The organism is Clostridioides sp. ES-S-0010-02 (assembly GCA_020641055.1).
Taxonomy (GTDB): Bacteria; Bacillota; Clostridia; order Peptostreptococcales; family Peptostreptococcaceae; genus Clostridioides.
Window position 1 is genome coordinate 3,281,149 of sequence record CP067345.1, and the last position, 19,990, is coordinate 3,301,138.

The 19,990-nt window shown below is 27.4% G+C and carries 11 protein-coding genes; 2 read left to right on the forward strand and 9 right to left on the reverse strand.

The window, feature by feature from the left end:
- Positions 1-111: 111 nt before the first annotated feature.
- Both JJC01_15370 and yfcE read left to right on the forward strand, forming a co-directional pair.
- Positions 112-912 carry an NAD(+)/NADH kinase gene (locus JJC01_15370; GenBank protein ID UDN57542.1) on the forward strand — a complete coding sequence of 267 codons (801 nt, stop codon included), beginning with the start codon at positions 112-114 and terminating at the stop codon, positions 910-912.
- A gap of 23 nt (positions 913-935) precedes the next feature.
- The gene (gene yfcE, locus JJC01_15375; protein UDN57543.1) at positions 936-1,502 is read left to right on the forward strand and encodes a phosphodiesterase; all 567 of its coding nucleotides are present in this window, start codon (positions 936-938) and stop codon (positions 1,500-1,502) included.
- Between the two features lie 371 nt (positions 1,503-1,873).
- Here yfcE and JJC01_15380 read toward each other — a convergent pair whose 3' ends face one another.
- The 9 genes from JJC01_15380 to JJC01_15420 form a co-directional block, all read right to left on the reverse strand.
- The gene (locus JJC01_15380) at positions 1,874-2,926 is read right to left on the reverse strand and encodes a cell wall-binding repeat-containing protein (GenBank protein UDN57544.1); all 1,053 of its coding nucleotides are present in this window, start codon (positions 2,924-2,926) and stop codon (positions 1,874-1,876) included.
- A 210-nt stretch (positions 2,927-3,136) separates the two neighbouring features.
- Positions 3,137-4,363: a peptidase T gene (pepT, locus tag JJC01_15385; GenBank protein UDN57545.1), complete on the reverse strand. Its 1,227-nt coding sequence runs from the start codon at positions 4,361-4,363 to the stop codon at positions 3,137-3,139.
- A gap of 88 nt (positions 4,364-4,451) precedes the next feature.
- Positions 4,452-5,504, reverse strand: a complete 1,053-nt coding sequence (ytvI, locus tag JJC01_15390) for a sporulation integral membrane protein YtvI (protein UDN57546.1) — start codon at positions 5,502-5,504, stop codon at positions 4,452-4,454.
- A 150-nt stretch (positions 5,505-5,654) separates the two neighbouring features.
- Entirely contained in the window at positions 5,655-6,908 is a 1,254-nt protein-coding gene (locus tag JJC01_15395) for an HlyC/CorC family transporter (GenBank protein UDN57547.1), read from the reverse strand.
- Between the two features lie 132 nt (positions 6,909-7,040).
- Positions 7,041-10,568 carry an AAA family ATPase gene (locus tag JJC01_15400; GenBank protein ID UDN57548.1) on the reverse strand — a complete coding sequence of 1,176 codons (3,528 nt, stop codon included), beginning with the start codon at positions 10,566-10,568 and terminating at the stop codon, positions 7,041-7,043.
- The gene (sbcD, locus tag JJC01_15405) at positions 10,555-11,766 is read right to left on the reverse strand and encodes an exonuclease subunit SbcD (GenBank protein UDN57549.1); all 1,212 of its coding nucleotides are present in this window, start codon (positions 11,764-11,766) and stop codon (positions 10,555-10,557) included. The genes JJC01_15400 and sbcD overlap by 14 nt, the downstream gene beginning before the upstream one ends.
- 46 nt (positions 11,767-11,812) lie before the next feature.
- Positions 11,813-15,640, reverse strand: a complete 3,828-nt coding sequence (addA, locus tag JJC01_15410; GenBank protein ID UDN57550.1) for a helicase-exonuclease AddAB subunit AddA — start codon at positions 15,638-15,640, stop codon at positions 11,813-11,815.
- The gene (addB, locus tag JJC01_15415) at positions 15,640-19,110 is read right to left on the reverse strand and encodes a helicase-exonuclease AddAB subunit AddB (GenBank protein ID UDN57551.1); all 3,471 of its coding nucleotides are present in this window, start codon (positions 19,108-19,110) and stop codon (positions 15,640-15,642) included. The genes addA and addB overlap by 1 nt, the downstream gene beginning before the upstream one ends.
- Positions 19,100-19,930, reverse strand: a complete 831-nt coding sequence (locus JJC01_15420; GenBank protein UDN57552.1) for a PD-(D/E)XK nuclease family protein — start codon at positions 19,928-19,930, stop codon at positions 19,100-19,102. The genes addB and JJC01_15420 overlap by 11 nt, the downstream gene beginning before the upstream one ends.
- Between the last annotated feature and the right edge of the window lie 60 nt (positions 19,931-19,990).

Consider the following 19,990-nt stretch of genomic DNA (forward strand, 5'->3'; position numbering starts at 1 on the left):
ATACCCCCTATACATATTTTAACACATTCACAACAAGCTAGGTCATTTATAAATTTATAAATTAAGAATTATAAAACTATGTTATAATACAAAGTATGAAGAGGTGAATATATGAAAAGAATTATAACTATAAATGCAAACCAATTAAATAAGTCCCTTGAGACTAAAGAACTCTTAACTAGAAAACTTGTCAACGCTGGCTTTGAGGTGTATTCAGATATTTATCCAGATACAGAACTTATTATATCAATTGGCGGTGATGGCTCTTTTTTAAGAACAGTTAGAGATTTCGATTTTCCTGAAATTCCCATAATGGGTATAAATACGGGACATCTGGGATTTTTTCCTGATATTTTACCAGATAAGATTGATAGCTTTATTGAAGCTTATATAAAAAAGGATTATATTATTCAAGAAATGTCACTTCTTAATGCTGAAGTATATACAACTACTAGTGGCTCTAACATGCTTGCTGTAAATGAAGTTGTTATAAGAGGAGACAAGTCTAGAACTATACATCTTAATCTAAGCCTTGATGATAAACATATACAAAATTTTAGTGGAGATGGTATGATTATTTCTACTTCCACAGGTTCAACCGCCTACAACTATTCTGCTGGTGGTAGTATTGTTGATATAAAACTTGAACTTATGCAGATTACACCTTTACATCCAATAAACACTAATGCATATAGATGTTTTACATCAAGTATAATATGTTCAAACGAATCTGTTATAAAAATTGCACCAGAATACAGATTTGAAGATTCATTATTGATTGTTGTTGATGGGGTTGAACACAGATTTAGACAAATTGAAAATATAAAAGTTAGCATGTCTGATGCAAAAATAAAATTACTTAGGATGTCAAATTACGAATTTTGGCATAGAGTATCTGAAAAATTTTTATAGACTGCACTTAGGAGGATTTTAATATGAAAATAGGAATAATGAGTGATACTCATGGTAGTTTACTTTACTTTGAAAAAGCATTAAATGTATTATCTGATTGTGATATTCTTTTACATGGAGGAGATGTATTATATCATGGTCCTAGAAATGATATTCCAGAAGGATATAACCCTAAAAAATTTATTGAAGTATTAAACAAATTAGAAAATATTATAATTGTTAAAGGTAACTGTGATGCAGATGTCGACCAGATGGTAATAGAACATCCTATTCAAAGTCCTTATGTCATGAGCCAATTTGGAGAAATTAGGATTATATTAAATCATGGTTATACAGAAACAGAAGAAGAAATTATTGATAAATCAAAGAAAATGGGTGCTGACATATTAGTTTTAGGACATACTCATGTAAAGAAACTATATATGGATGACAATTTAATAGTTATAAACCCTGGAAGTACTTCTATCCCCAAAGATGGAAGCCATTCTGTAGCAATTATAGATATTATAAAAACTGATGATGAAGATGAACTTGAACTTGATATCAATTTAATCGATATTAATACTGGAAATATAATCAATATTAACTAAATGTAGTATTCCATAAGAATGTATTAAAAACGTTAAAGGCTAATACTTAAAACATATAGAGTAAATTTAATTACAAAAGTAAAATATATTATAAAAAGACACTTTACACTAAAGTGTCTTTTTATAATATATCATCAGAAAACTGTATAACAACATACGATATTGTAAAGTATCACAAAATTTCTACTAATTATGTTTTAAATAACTTCATCTGTATAACCTACAATATTATAAAGTGTATATTTGCACAAAAACAAGTAAACTAGGCTATTTGCAACTTAATTAGAATTTCAAATACATTAATTCAAACTTCTAATTAAACATAACTTAGTTTACTTGTCTCTATTATATAATATTGCCAATTGATAAAACTACTGTAATCCTAATGCTTCTGTATAAGGATTACTATTTTTTCCTCCACCAACTTGTACAAACTTATTTGCTTTTACTTTCTTTATAAAACTTTGTTGCCCATTACTTAAACTTCCACTTGCAAGAATGACAGGCGATTTTGTTTTTGCTGCCAATACTCCAGCAGCAAGCCCATCAACTAAATCAGCTTCTCTACCACTTCCATCCTTTGCAAAATACATATTACTAACCTTACTTAATTTTCCATAAAATTTTTCTAAAACTTTAGCATTTGTGTCTTTTCTATCTGTTCCAGCTAGTCTTTCTGAATTTACTAGTTGTCCCTCAAGTTTTTTGCTTATATTATATTCTCCACCTATTATGTATGTCTCATTTGAATTTTGTGTTATAAAACTTTTAGCCTCACTTCGTATACTATCTTTACTTGCATATATTATAGCCATATTATCACTTGCAGCTGGACTTGATATAGAAGTTGCATCTGCTAGACCATTATAGCCATTAACTACTGCTATTTTTGAAACGCCTAAATCTCCTGTATCATCCAATTGTTTAGTAAGAAGCAAAGAAGTTTCTTCTCTATCTGCTCCTCCAATTCTGCTTACTAAAACACCTGTATCTTCAAGATATTTTTTTACATTTGATGAAATTGCTCCTTCACTTCCAATTAAAATAATTTCTTCAGGATTAAGTCTTGTTATCTCATCTGCTACATTTTCTGGTACATTATTTTTATTAGTAAGTAGTATTGGAGCATCCAATTTGCTTGCCAAAGGAGTTGAAGCTAGTGCATCTGGTAATGAATTTGAATTTACTAGAAAAACCCTCTCTGAGCCATTATTCCATCCACTTTGAGATATTTTTATAGCTGTATCAAATCTATCTTCCCCAATTAACTTTTCTCCCTTTGGAGATTTTCTGTTTTGAATATAGCTATTCATATTTTCCTGCGAATTTTGATTCTTGCTAGTTGTATCTGCATATACACAGCTAGGCATTAAAAGCCCTAATACAAGTGCAAATACTATTATTTTTTTAGATTTAATTTTCAATATAATTCCCCCTTATTTAAAATATTAATACTTATAGACACTCTGCAATACTTATTTATACCCCAAAGTAAATATAATTACCTTTTATCAAGATAATTATAAAAATAGCTATATCACCTTAAATACAAAACAAACTTATAATCCATTTATTTCATAAAGAATGATATAGCTATTATAACTTTAAACTCTTAATTTTTGAATACTTTTTAACTAAACTCTTTCAGCATATTTTTCAGCTATTCTTATAATTAATTTAGTAGCTTTCTCCATAGAACTAACTGGAATACATTCATTTTTACCATGGAAGTTTAATCCTCCTGTAAATATATTTGGACAAGGTAGTCCTTCAAATGATAGTCTTGCACCATCAGTACCACCTCTTACAGGAACTAAACGTGGCTTTATGCCTACTTCTTCCATTGCCTCTTTAGCTATATCAACGATGAACATAACTGGCTCAATCTTTTCTTTCATATTATAATAAGAATCTTTTAAGTCTAGTTCCACTCTATTATCATATTTCTTATTTATTTTTTCTATATTTTCTATCAATATAGATTTTCTTTGTTCAAATTTTTCTCTACAATGGTCTCTAATAATATAAGCCATGCTTACAGTTTCAACATTTCCATTTATAGTATTTAGATGCCAAAAGCCTTCATAACCTTCTGTTGTTTCTGGTCTTTCATCCGCTGGGAACATTTCTGATATTTCAGCTGCTATATGTATAGCATTGACCATTTTATTCTTAGCTGAACCTGGATGAACGTTTCTACCATGTATAGTAATAGTTGCATTTGCTGCATTGAAGTTTTCACATTCAAGTTCTCCAACTACTCCTCCGTCTAAAGTATATGCATATTTTGCTCCAAATTTTTTAACATCAAATAGATTTGCACCTCTTCCAATTTCCTCATCAGGTGTAAATCCTATTTTTATATCTCCATGCTTAATTTCAGGATGATTGATTAAATATTCTATTGCAGTTACTATTTCGGCTATTCCAGCTTTATCATCAGAACCAAGCAAAGTTGTTCCATCAGTAACTATTAAATCATCTCCTTTAAATTCTACTAATTCTGGAGAATCTTTTATATAGGTAACAACATTTAATTCTTCATTTAAAACTATATCTTTTCCATCATAATTTTTTATTATTCTTGGTTTAATATCTTTTCCACTTATATCTTCAATTGTATCCAAGTGTGATATAAACCCTATAGTATCTACACCTTCAACATTTCCTTTTAAAGTAGCCATTACATAACTGTTTTCATCTAAACTTACTTCATCAATACCAATTGATTTTAACTCTTCAACTATATATTCAGCTAAAACTCTTTGACCTTCTGAAGATGGACAATTTTCACATTGAGAATTCGATGTTGTATCAAATGATACATACTTTAAAAATCTTTCTACTACTTTTTGCTTCATGCATATACCTTCTTTCTTACAATATTAATGGAATTTTTATTTATTAGTGAATAAAATTTTACTACAAAAATATATTAATTATTTATAGTTAAAAGATATCCACCTTCTTAAGTATATCATGCATACATACCAAACCCAAACAAAAAATTACTCCTATTATTCCCTTTACCTGAATTCCAATAAAAATTGCAGCCAGTGTTGCTAATGGATTTAACCCAACATTTACTGATACTAATTTAGGTTCAAGTATTTCTCTTATCAGAGACAAAACAAAAAATATTATAGTCATACTTACAGCTATAAAATAATTTTTTATAAGAAAATAGTACACGATTATTGGAAGGTATATTGTTATTATTCCTAAAAATGGAATTAAGTCCATTAAAGCTCCTACAAAAGCTACTATAAGACCATATTTCAATCCAAATATAGCAAAACTTCCCCATATAGTAAAAAAAGTTATAGCCATAAGTATTGTATAAGCTCTTATATACCCTACAAGAGAAAGACCTGCTTCCTTCTTTACATTCTTTACCTTTTTTCTTACATCACTAGTAAACATATTATAAAAATTATTTTCAATTTTATCTAAATCTTTTGCTATAAAATATGTAGCAATAAACAAAGTAATTATAAATATTATAATATATGGAATAGAAGTAGCCAGTCCAATTATACTTGTAAGGAGATTTTTTGTAATATGCATTACTTCATTACTAAACTTACTTACTAATTGTTCTATATCAAAGTTAGCTATTTCTTGAAATGATTTCATATAGTTATTTACTTTATTTAAAAAATACATAATTGTATTGCTTATATCTTCAGGGTTAGCAGATATATTATTTAGGAATCTCATTAATTCTTTCACTGAATTTATTGCTATTATTGTAGTAACTGTACTTACTACTGCTACTGCAAGAAAACTCAAAACTAATGTAGATACACCCTTATTGATGCTAAACTTATTTTCTAATTTTTGGGATATAGGATTAATCATAAGAGCTATTATTCCACCTAAAAAAAATGGAGCTATGTATGGAAACGCTTTATAAATAAAAATAAACAACAATGTGTATATACAAAAAAAGATAGTGTTATTTTTTAATTTGTATAAAAAATCATTTTCTAATATATTCATCTTAAAAATCTCCTTCCTTCTAATTTATATTTCTATTTTGTCCATTTAATACTAGTTTTATTTGAATATAAAATAAAAATAAGTGCATTAAATATAGAATTTAAATTCTACATTCAATGCACTTATAATAAATTTAAGAACATTATTACATCATGTATATATTCTTATTTTTTTTATTCTGTTTTTTTCTATACTTTCTATACAAAATCTTATATTATCAACTTCAATTACTTCATTTTCTTCTGGCAGTCTGCTTAAATGTCCAATTATAAACCCACCTATAGAATCAAATTCTTCAGATTCTAAGTTTACACCTATAAGTTCATTGACATCACCAATTTTAGTACTTCCATCTACAATATACTCATCTTCTTTTATAACTTGTATTTCATCTTCTTCTTCATCATATTCATCTTCTATATCACCAACAATTACTTCTACTAAATCTTCTATAGTCAAAAGCCCAGATGTCCCACCATATTCATCTACGACTATAGCCATTTGACTTTTTTCAAGTTTCATCTCTTCAAGAAGCTGTGTTATCTTTTTAAACTCATATGTGAAAAATGGTTCTCTCATATAATTTTTAATATCAAATGACTCTATTTCCTCATCTGATAAAAATATAATATCTTTTATATTAAGTATTCCTATAATATCATCTACAGTTTCTTCATATACAGGCATTCTACTTAGTTTTTCTTCTTTAAATACTTGTATGATTTCATCGTAACTATCTTCCATATCTATAGCTACCATATCTATTCTCTGTATCATTGCATTTTTAGCTTGCATATCTCCAAATTCAAATACATTATTTATGATTTCTCTTTCTTCCATTTCAAGGACGCCTTCTTCATGGCTTACATTTACCATAGTTTTTAATTCCTCTTCAGTTATAAATGACTTGGCTCCTTTATGTGTTATACCAAACAATTTAAATATAACATTCGTAATTATATTAAATACCCATACTACTGGTCTTAATACAAATATAATTACTCTTATAGGCTTAGATACCAAAAGAGAAACCTTTTCTGAGTTACTTGCTGCTATAGTCTTTGGAGTAATTTCACCAAATATTAACACTAGTACTGTCATAACAGCTGTAGCAATTGCTACTCCTTTTTCTCCCATCAACCCTATAAACAGTGACGTTGATATGGATGTTGCTGCTATATTTACAACATTATTTCCAACTAATATAGAACTTAAAAGTTTATTTGGGCTTTCTATTAATGAACTTACTAACTTAGCTCCTTTGACTCCTTCATCTTGCATATATCTTATTCTGATTTTACTTAAAGACATTAAAGCTGTCTCTGATGCTGAGAAAAATGCAGACCCCATAAGTAATACTACTAAAATTATAATCTGGACCAAACTATTGGGCGATTCCAACACTTACCACACTCCTACTTACTTGTTTTTTTATATTGACATTAATTATAAATAAATTTAATATTAGTTTTAATTATATCACAATTATATATTTTTTGGAAATGTTAGATAATATATTCAATTAACATATTGTTTCTAACTGTATTCAATTTTTACTTTTGAACCTACACCAGCTTCACTTGATGAAACCAATAACTTAACAGGAACCCTATTTTTAAGTTCTTCGACATGACTTATTATACCCACACTTAGATTATTACTATGCAATCTTTCCAATGATTCTATAACAATCTCCAAAAGTTCACTGTCCAATGAACCAAATCCTTCATCTAAGAAGAAGAATTCAAGCGGTGCACTTCCTTTTAATTGTATTTGAGATGAAAGAGCAAGTGCTAATGATAGTGAAGTTAAAAATGTCTCTCCTCCAGATAGAGTATCAATACTTCTTCTTTCTCCTCCATTAAAATTATCTCTCATTACAAAATTGAGTGTTGAGTCAATTTCAAGTGCATATCTTCCTTTAGTTATTCCTTCTAGTCTTTTTGATGCTTCTAAAGCTATATACTTTAGTTGATTTGTAGAGACATATTCTACAAATTTATTTCCTTGTATACATTTATCTAATTCTTCTAACAAATCTACTTTATGTTCAACCAATCTAAGTTCCTTATTAAAATCATTTATCTTATCTAAAGAATCTTTTAATGTTAGCAACCTATTTTGATTAGCTCCAATGTCTTTGGATATATTTCCTATTTCTACTTTCATATTATAAATATTATCTTTTAATTGTTCAAAGTATTCTTTTTTAATAATTCTTCCATTTAATTTTTCTTTTGATGATTTTATTTTAAATGATAATAACTTTTGTTCTTCTTCATATTCTAATATTTCTTCAATCAATTTTTTTACTTCTTCACTTTCTAATAACGCTCTTTTTACTGCGTATATACTTTCAAACTTATTTTCTGCTAGCAGTTTATTTAATATTATTTTTTGTTCTTTATATTGTTCTTTAGCAGTTTTAAGTCTTCCATCTATATTGTGCTTTTCAGCAAGATTTTTTTCATATTCTGACCTTTGTTCTTCTAGCTTTACTTTACTAGACTCTTCTTGTTCTAGTATCTTGCATATACGTTCTTCAACACTATGTAAAAGATTTTCAGCTAAATCACCTTTTGTTATGTTAATTACTTCTTTATACTTACTGTCTCTATTCACTTTTTTTTCTACATATAACTCTCTAGCTTTTATTAACTCTAATTCTATTTCATGTAACTTACTTTCTTGTTCTCTTATTTTAATATCTAATAAATCTCTGTTTTTTAATAAGTTTGAGTATCCAGTATTTAATAATTCTAATTTTTTTTCATTTTCTCTTATTTCTTCTACTTTTGATGATAGATTTGAGACTTTAGTAATTGTTTTTAATCCTAAATACTCTTGTTTTAATTTCTTACATTTATGTTCCAGGTTTTCAATTTCGATATTTAAGTCTTTTATTAATTTCTTATAGTTATTCAGACTTTCATTTATCTTTAATTCTTCTTTTTCAATTCTATTTTTTTCTTCTTTTGCCAATGTTATTTTATTTTCGGTGCTTTCCTTCTCTTTTTCCCACTCTTGAATATTAGACTTAAGTACAGCTAATTTTCTTTGTTCATCATCAAGTCTTTTAAATAATTGACTTGATGGAATTTCCCCAAGCTTTCCTTTTACATCTTCCAATTCTTTAGTTTTCATTTTTTCTACAGACACATAACCACTTACTTTAGAATTTAATTCTTCAATATTGTGTCTTATGCTTACTTTTTCTTTTTCCAATTTATCCAATTTGTCTTTGACAAAAACTATATTTTCATCATAATTAGTTATATTATGATTTTCATGGTGCTTTGAACCACAAACTGGGCATGGCACATTTTCTTTTAATTCACGTCTAAGTTCAGAAGCCAAATTCAAGTATTTCAGTTCTTCCAACTCTTTCTCAAGGTCTTCTCTATTTTTTCTATTATTCTCAAGCTTTTCATTTACTAGACTTAGCTCTCTCTCAATATTAAATTTCTTTTCTAAAACTACCTTTAATTCATCTTGTATATTATTTTTCTTACTTTCATTTTCTTTGGTATTATTTGCCTTATTTCTTAATTCAGTTACATATTCAGATTTTAAAAGCAAATCTTCACTTTTACCAGGACATTTCTTAAGAAGAACATCTAAATGAAGAGACAAACTTTCTAGGTTATGGTTGATATCATTTTTATCTCTATCAATATATCTAACTTTTAAATTTATATCTTCTGTATCCTTAGATATTTCTCCTAGCTTATTTATTTTTTGAGTTTTCTCTTCTAGTACTTTATTATAATCTTTCTCATATTCATATGCTAAAAATATTTTTTGTTTTAATTCTGCACTTATATTTACTTTATCTATTTTTCCTTCAACTTCTTTTACAGACTTAATAACTGCTTCTTTTCTAGATTCAGAATCTTTTTTTAGTTTTTCTAACTCCATTTTGTTTTTACTTAAATCAAGGCCATTTTCTTTTAATTCTTTTAATTCCTTATCTAGTAAAACTAATTCTTCTTCTAGTTTTATTGCTTGTTGTAACTTTATTTTTTCCTCACTTAACTTAGGAACTTCTTCATTTTTAATTCGACTTATTTTTTCATATCTATGCTTTGTAACTTCAAGTTCTTGATTTAAAATTACTAATTTTTTATCTAAATTATCTACTGTGAAACTGTCCTCTTTTATTCTTTTTTCTAAATTTTGAACTGTGCCTATATATGGGTCCACTCTTCTTGCATTATTATCATTTTCTACAAGATTAGTTTTTTCTTTTATCTCATTGCTTTTTAGATTAAGTTCATTTTTTCTAAGCTCATTTTTCTCTAGTTTCAATTGTTCCTCATATATTACTTTACTCTCTTCATAAGATTTTTGAGCTAAATCTAAAGTTTTATTTTTATCTTTTTCTAGTTTTTTTAACTCTATTAGTTCTTGATTGATATTATTATACACTTCTTCCGTAATTCCATCGTATTGACTTAATTTTGATTTCAAGTCTTTTAACTTTTGCAAATGTAAATTTTTTCTCTTTTTTACCTTATCTCCAAGACTTCTTCCATACTTTTCAAGATTGAAAATTCTCTCTAACATGTCTCTTCTATCTGCACGTGATAATCTCAAAAACTCATTGAATTTGTCTTGTGGTAAAACTACTGACCTCGTAAAATCGTTTGATGTTAGTCCTACAACTTGAGCCACTTTTTCATTTACTTCAACAACTTTATCAGCCAAAACATTTTTTGTATTATCATTTAACACCTCTACTAATCTAGCGCCAGAAGTTTTTGTTCCTGTTTTACTTCTTACAATAGTTCTATCTACAATGTATCTTCTTCTTGTATTTTTGCTTCCTATCTCAAATTCATATGATATAATTGCTTTGTCACATACACTGTTTATATATTCTTTTGTATTTCTAGATATATTTCCATACATAGCAATGGTTATGGCATCTAAAATTGTAGATTTCCCACTTCCAGTAGTCCCAAATATTCCAAACAAACCTCTTTCAATTAGCTTTTCAAAGTCTATAACTTGTTTATCAATATAACTATTAAGTCCAGTCAGTTCTAATCTAATTGGTCTCATCTGTTGATTCACCTTCTTCACTTATTATATCTAGAAATAAATCCATAAGTTCTCCTTTTGGTTCTACTCCTCTACTAAAGGAATAAAATTCTTTGAATAATTCTGCCATAGACTTTTCTTTTATATCTACACTTTCTTGTTCATAACAAGATGTTATTATCGGTTTTATCTCTATTATGTCTTTTAATAATTCTTTCATTTTTTTAATTTCACTTTGAGATATTATCTCATCAGTATTTATTTCAAAGTATGACCAAATATCTCTACCTTGATTTTTCTCACATATATCTAAAGCTTCATCTATACCATTACATTTAAATACTTCTATTGGCTTGTAATTATTAAAATAAATTTCCTCGATATTTGGTTTTTCTCCTGCTTTTATATCCACTATATACGCACCTTTAGTATATGCTCTTTCATCTTTGCTGTATTGAAGCGGAGAACCAGAATAATATGCATTTAAACGTTCAGAAGCTTTTTGTTGTTTGTGCAAATGTCCTAATGCAGTATATTGAGCTTTTTCTGGTAAGTCTTTTTTTTCAACCAGAAAGCTTCCCCCTAGTTGTATTGGTCTCTCTGATTCTGTACTCTCTCCACCTATTACAAATATATGTGATACTGCTATATTTATAGTATCGCTTCTAAAATTTTCTCCTAAACTTCTAAATATATCACCTACTTTTTCAGAGTAAGTCTTTTGCTTTTCCAAATCATCTTCACTTGAAAAAACCTCATTTAATCTTTTTTCACTTGGATAAGGTAATGTAGCAATTACAATACTTTCTCCATTTATATTTAGTGTTGTGCATCCTTGTACAGCCTCTATTATTTCAAACTTTTCATACTTAGCTCTTTCTGTAGAACTTGATGGATAACCAAATATAAGTATACCCTGTTCATGTGCTAAAGGTGTTATTGCAGAAAGTCTCTCTGGATTATCATGATTCCCAGAAATTATTATTACACATCTTTGTCCATTATTAGCAAGTCTTGAAACAGTTCTATAAAACAGTTTTTCTGCTTGAGCTGGTGGATTAGAATTATCATATATATCACCAGCAATTATTACCATATCAACTTCATTTGATTCTACTATTTGTATGAAGTCCTCACAAAATTTTGCCTGCTCTTCAATTCTAGAGTGGCCTTCTAGGTATTTCCCTAAATGCCAATCTGATGTATGAATGAATCTCATTTTTTCCCTCCCCATTTATATTTATGTCTAATTTATATCAAAATAATTAATAACAAACAGCCTCATCAATTCCAAATAAATATATACATTTTTCTTTTACTGATTTTCCAGTTAAAGTTTCAATAACATCTGCATATAAATCTAATTGTCTCTTATATTTCTCTATTATCTGATTTATATTTTCTTCATTTACAAAATCTGTTTTATAATCTACTAAAACTATCTGATTATCTTCTTCAAAATAAGCATCAACTATACCTCTTAACATGACACTTTCTTTGTCATAAATTTTCTTATCATCATTTTTTATCAATTCTTCATAAAGATATATATCTTTCATATTTACTTGTGCATAAATTGACTTTTCTCTATTTATAAGTTCAGCATTTAACATCCTTTTTCCTATATTAGATGTAAAAAATTTATATATTTTATAAGGATTTACTATACTAGCTTGCTTTTCTGTTATTATACCCTTTGAAATAAAACTTTTTATTTGCATCTTTATATCACTTATGTTGTTTACCTTCTTTAAATCTAAAACTTCCATAACTAAGTGAATTATTGTACCTCTTTCTGCTCCATTTATTTTTTCTTTTTCTTCATCATTTTGAATAAATAGAGGTTTTTTTAAGGTTATTTTTTGTTCGAATATAGTATTTATCAACTCTTCTTCATAATTATTTTGTATCTTTTTTATTTCTGTAACTGATATACTAGCAGGTTTTTTTGTACTAAATTCATATGGATATATATAGTCTAACTTTTCTTCTATTTCAGCATAATAATCGCTATCAGGCTCATCTACATCTATTTTTTCAAGAATTTTTTCAATACTTTCTTTTTCTTCATCATTTTTCTTTTGTATTAAAATATCATCCTTATTCCATAACTTTCCATACCATTTTGAATTATGTTCAACATTAAATGGTACATCTAATCCCATATCTTCCAATAAATTAGATAAATCTTTATGTTTTAATACACAAGGCATTATCCAATCTAAGAAATTCTTACTTTTTAGTATTTCATATTGTGATATTGTATCTAAATTTTCAATTCCATTGGACCATTTTTTCATGCTATCTTGTACATTTCTAGTAGAGCCTGTTATAATCAGTTTCTCTTTTGCCCTCGTAAATGCAACATATAAGACTCTCATCTCTTCTGATAAATTTTCTATATTTATTTTGCTTTTTAGTGCTTCTTTAGCTATACTTGGAAAAGAAATTCGTCTCTCATAATCCACAAACTGAGGTCCATATCCTAAGTTATGATGATATAAAATACTCTTTTTAAAATCTTGAGTATTGAAATTTTTTCCCATAGCAGAACATATAACTATTGGAAATTCTAGACCTTTACTCTTATGGATACTCATTATTCTAACAACATTTGCATTTTCTCCAAGTGTTTTTGCACTCCCCATATCAGAGCTAGATTTTTTTAATTTCTCTATAAAATTTACAAAGTTGAATATTCCCTTAAAGCTAGTCTCTTCAAATTGTTTTGCTCTCTCAAAAAGTACTTTCAAGTTGGCTTGTCTTTGACTTCCACCTGGTAATGCTCCAACATAAGCATAGTATCCAGTTTTTGTATATAAATACCATATAAATTCATCTGTACTCATGTACATTGATTTTTCTTTGAATTCTTTTAGTTTAATCAGAAAGTCTTTGCTTTTATTTATACATTCTTCACTTGGTACAAAATCCGACTTATTTTCATTCTGTGATTCTGTAAATTCATCATACTCTGATGTACTTTCTAAAACTTCATAAAAAGTTTTATCTTTATTTTGAATTCTAATATCAATTAAATCTTCTGGTGTAAATCCAAATATAGGTGACTTTAACACAGCTATAAGTGGTATATCTTGCATTGGATTATCTATTATCTGAAGTAATGATAGTATTGTTTTTATTTCAATTGTATCAAAATATCCAACTCCAACATCAGCATAAGTAGGTATATCCATATTCATCAACTCATCTGCAAACACAGGTGCCCATGCAGATGTAGCTCTTAAAAGAATCACTATATCCTTAAATTCCACAGGTCTATAGGCATCAATTCCTTTATCATAGACTTTTTGAATCTTTCCATCTTCATTGGCTCTCATTAAATCCTTAATAATCTTTCCAACCATTCTAGCTTCAAGTTGTATATTGTCTAGTTCTTCATCTTCTTCTACTTCATTTTCTTCATTATTAACATTATTATCTTTATTATTTATAATATCATTACTAGGTTTAGTATTTTTTTGTATAAGGTGTATTTCTGTTGCTCCGCCAACAATAGAGTTCTCATCTAAATCTGATTTAAAATCTGCACCCAAATTAAGTCTTTCTTTTTCTGTATATTCAATCTCTCCTATATTCTCATTCATTATATTTTCAAATATATAATTTACAGAGTCTACAACTTCTTCTCTACTTCTAAAGTTTTTATAAAGCATTATTTTTCTGTGAGAACTTCCTTTTTCATCTTTATAGCTATTGTACTTTTGTAAAAACAACTCTGGTTTTGCTTGTCTAAATCTATAGATACTCTGCTTTACGTCACCAACCATAAATCTATTTGGAGTATCTATGTTTGCTACAGTTTTGAGCAGTACTTCTTGTACAAGATTGCTATCTTGATATTCATCTATAAATATTTCATAGAAATTATCTCTATACCCCATAGCTATATCAGAAGGTACGATATTTCCATTCTCATCTATATTCGTAAGTATATTTAAGGCAAAATGCTCTATATCATTAAAATCTATTATTCCTTTTTCACTTTTTTTATTGCTGTATTCTTCTTCAAATCTTAGAACAATATTGGATATTGGTTTAACTATATTATAAAGATACTTAATTTCGTCTTTAATAGATTCGCTATCTTTATTAAATGTAGCATTTATTATACTTTCTAAAGATTTTTTAATTTTATCTCTTATTGCTTTTGCTTTTTCTTTTGATTCTTTTATATATGAAGGAGCATCTTTTGGTATCCTTTTTATACCTTTTACATAGTTTTCAAAAGACATACTTGACATCTTCTTATGTGCCTCATTCCATGATTTATTACATGCTTCTGAAATATCAACCACTCTCTTATACTCAATCGAAAGCTTCTCTGTAAAAGTTTCTAGCTCTTCTATTGACTTAACTTCTTTTAAGGCCTTTTCCATATTTGAGCAAATTCCATCAATTTCTATTTTTACAGTGTCTAATATAGCTCTAGCCCAAATAGATTCTGAAAAATCAAAGTCCTCATCAATGTTAAATCTCTCTGCTGAATCAACAAGCCATTTTTTAGGCTCAGGAGAAGCCATTGCAAATGAATATATTCCTAAAATAATATCCTGAACCTCTTTATCTCCGCCTCTTTCTGCATAACTTTCAACTAAATTTAAAAAACCCTCTTCTCTTTCTTCATATAATTTTTCAAATACTTCTTCTATTGCCTCTTGTTTCAAAATAGCGCATTCAGTTTGGTCTCCTATTCTAAAATTAGGGTCTAGGTTTATTCTATGGAAGTTTGATTTTATAACATCTAAACAAAATGAGTGTATTGTTGTAATACTTGACTTATTTAATAAGACAAGTTGATTTTGTAAATGTTTATTTTCTGGATTTTCATCTAATGCTTTTCCTATAGCATCACCTATTCTCTCTCTCATTTCTGATGCAGCCGCATTAGTAAATGTAACTACTAATAATTTATCTATATCAATTGGATTTTCTCTACTTGTTATCATTTGAATTATACGTTCAACCAGTACTGCTGTTTTTCCCGACCCAGCAGCAGCTGCAACAAGTAAGTTACAGTCTCTACTTTCTATAACTTCTGTTTGCTCTTTTGTCCATTTAGGAGAACTCATCAATCAACATCTCCTTCCATCATTTTTATTATCTCTTCATTACTCTTATTATTTAAAATTTTATATTTATTATCTTTCATAGTTGAATCAAATTGACATATAGCTGAATAATCACAAAAATCACATGATGTTCCCTCTTTATGTTTATATGGAGATATCTTTATTTCACCACTCAACATTTCTTCACATAAATCCTTTATCGAATGTTTTACATATTTTCTAAGTAACCTAAAATCTTCATAACTTACTGTAGATGTGCTTTTACCTACATTTCCATCCTTTGTAAGACCTACTGGTATTACTAATGAATTTTTTCTTTTTCCATCTATCAATGACTTATCCATCTCTTTTATTATATGAGAATCTTTTACCACAAGCCCTTTCATTCTAAGCTCTTTTAATATTGCTTCTTGAATTTCAGCGTCATCTTTATCTTCATTAAACTTTGCTATTGGGTTATTTATTCTACAATATAATATTGCTGCTGGATTTAAATTTATATCTTCTTCTTCTTTTACACTTTCAAGGATTGCATCAAGATATACAAGTAATTGTAATTGTAGGCCATAGTATATCTCTGTTAAACTTATAGCTTTATTACCTGATTTATAATCTACTATTCTTATATATTTGTTTTCACCTTCTTCAAACTCATCTACTCTATCTATTTGACCGATTAAATTTACTTCTTCTCCATTATTCAAAACTATTTTTATAGGAGGGTATTTACCGTCTTTACCAAATTTAACTTCATAATCTACAGGTTCAAATGAACCTTGTTTTATCTGTTGGCTAATTATATTTATAGCTGTTGTAAGCATATTCTTCAATCTATACGCAAGATATTTATATCTTTCAGAACTATTTAATATATATCCTGGTATCTTTGAGATTATTTCATCAACTATAATACCTACCTTTAATTCTATATATTCTTCATCAATATCTTTCCACAATAAATTATCTTGTGATAGTTCTTTTGAAAATCTATCTAAAATATTATGAACAAAGGTTCCTAAATCTGGTGGTGTAAATGAATACTCTTTACGCTTTCTGGCTTTAAGGCCATATTGTATAAAATAAGCAAATGGACACTCTGCATATTTTTCAAGCCTAGACACACTAAGAGAATTACTTTTATATAATGACCTTATTTTTTTCTCTTCAATCCTATGAACTTGATTGGTATAACTAAGACCTTTTATAACTTTTTTTGTTATAGAACTATATAGTTCATCCTTTAGATAGTATCTATATATATCTAACCAGATACTATTCATTTCTTCTTTGCTATACTCATCACTATCGTAGTTTTTTATTACACTTATAAGCTCGTTAAATGTAGGTGATTTTACAGTTATTTTTTTAAGTATATCTTCATTAGTTCTTTTATCTTCTTCTATCAAATAACTTTTATTTTCTACATTTGGGAATATTTTCTTCAATCTTGATATAATTATTGAAGGTCTAAGTGTCTTACCCTCATGGTCAGATATAGGATATGTTATAATTAGATTTTCAGATGTTGAAGTAAGGGCTTTATATACTAAAAATTGTTCTTCAAAACTTCTAGTTTTACTATCTATGTCAACTTCAATACCTTTATTTCCAAGACTCTCCCTATCATTATCACTTAATATTCCACTATCTTTTGTAATTAAAGGAAATACACCATCTGTAGTTCCTATTAAGTATAAGTATTTTGTATTTGGATTTTTCATTCTGTCCACACTACTTACAAGTACTTGGTCTATACTAGGAGGAACTAGCCCTAACTCATACTCATCAAAACCAAGAGTTATTAATTTTATAAATTTTTCTAAGGATATTATTTCTTCACCCATAAGTTCCACCATTTGGTCTAAAACATCTACTACTATATCCCAAACTTGTGAATACTGATTAGCAACATCGAGTTCTCCTTTATCCTTAAAATTTACTATTAAACTCTCTATAGTTTCTGGCATATTTATATCTAGTAAAAACTCATATATATACTTGCAAATTTCTTTTACTCTGTTTTTTCCCTTTAATTTTTCTTGTAAATTTATTATTGGCTCTAATACTCTATTTTTTATTTTATTTATTTTATCTTTTAATTCTACCTCAAATTCACTTTCTTCATTAGTAAGACTTTGTGTTATTCTATAATCCCACTTTTCATCAAACCATTTCTTACCTTTAATCCCATTGGCTAGTACATAATTTTCTAGTAAATTTATATCATCATTATCAATTCCTATAAGACCACTCTTTAAATACCTAAACATAGTTTCATATCCATATCGTCTGTTTTTCATTTCTAGAGCCGAAATAATTAATATAACTATTGGATTACTTTTTGCTTCTCTCTTTTTATCTATAAAGTTAGGTATGTTATACTCATTAAATATAGAATGTACCAAAAAATCATATCTATTTAAGTCTCTTGTAGCAAGAGTTATATCTCTATATCTAACATTTTTGTCTCTAACCAAATGTACAATTTCTTTAGCTATTTCTTCTACCTCTGAATATAGATTATTAAATTCTTTTATTTTTATATTTTTAGTTGGATTTATATATGTTTTATATGGATAAGCATTATAAAACTTTTCTAAATGTTGTAACTCTTGAATTCCTTCAAATCTTTTTATAGTGCCTGTATTTAAATTTACTTGTGGTAATATTTTTATTCCTTCTTCATTACATAATTGAGTTAATTTTGAATAAGTAAACTTAGTTCTAGAAAATACATCTGCTTTGCTATATCCAATATAATTAACATTATCTACAGTCAAAGATATATTAACATCTTTAGCTTTATTTAATATACTTTTTATAACATTGTATTGATTTGGTGTAAAACCTGTAAACTCATCTATATAAACATAAGCTCCTTCTAAATAGTTACTCAATTCTATTTTGCCTGATAATGAAGTCAACATATCTTGAGCATCTATATAATTTTCATGTAATTTTCCTTCAAAAGAATTATATATCTTACTTATATCTTTTAACTTTAAACTTAATGTCTCATTTTCTAATTCTCCAGATATATTTTCTAACATTTCAGGACTTATATTGTACTGTTTCATTTCTGATATCATATCTGTAATTGAACTTACAAAACCAGATTGCGACTTTGATTTTGAAAATACATTTAACTCTTCACTTACATCTTCTATCGCTCGATACACCATCATTGCTTTTCCACTAGAATTTATATTTACATCTGTTAATCCTCCTGTTTGAGAAAAAACTATGTTACTCAGTGTTTTAAAACTAAGCACTCTAACTCTTAAGTACTTGTCCTTTTCTCTTCCTAAAAATAGTTTGCTTACTCTATTTTCAGCTTCAAATGTATACTGTTCTGGAACTAAAAGTATAACAGATGTCATTTCATTTTTTTGAGATTCTTTTTTAATTTCATCTAATATATATGTAGATTTTCCACTTCCACATCTACCTAATATAAACCTAAGTCCCATAAATTTCCGCCTCCAAAATACTATAATCTATTTCTTTGTCATTGCATAATTTATTAAACTCACAATACTTACAATGACTTTTATTTCTATAGCACATACGTTCTTCTTTATTATATACCTTTTCTATATCATTGTATAGATTGTGTTCGTATGTATGTTCTTCATAATTAGTACTTTTTATCATGTTTATATAGTTTTGAATCTTATTTCTATTTGCTTCATGTTTTTCTTCATCATATGAGATATTAATTGGCAAATCATCAAATTCAGGTTGGTAATATTTCATACTTATATCTTTAACATTTACTTCTATTTTTAAAACTTTTGGTATAACTTCTTTTGCCAAAAACATATAAACTATTGTTTGAATCCTACTTTCCACATTTTTATAGTTAATCTTTTTAGACTCAGTTTTCCAGTCCCATATCTCTATATTGCCTTTTCCAACTACAATTAAATCATACTTTGCTTGTAATATGTCCCCATTTAAATTCATCCTTACTTCATATTCTGGTAAATACATTTTTTCTTTTTCGATAGGAACAATTTTTTTTATATTCTCAATCCATTTTGAAAATCTTTTACTATTTTTATCATCTTCATTAAAATAGATTCCAAGTGGTATATTACTAAAGTATCTTTCACAAATTAAATGAAAGTCTCTTCCAGTTTTTAAACTATCATAATATTCTCTACTACCTATATCATCATTTTTCCAATTTATTTTATCAATATACTTATATTTAAATTTTAGTGGGCACGACTTATATGTGTTAATTGAATTTTGACTATAAGAAAAATATTTTAATTTATCATTCAATCATATCACTTCTCTCTTAACTTTATTTTTTAATAACTATTTATTATATATTAATTTGGC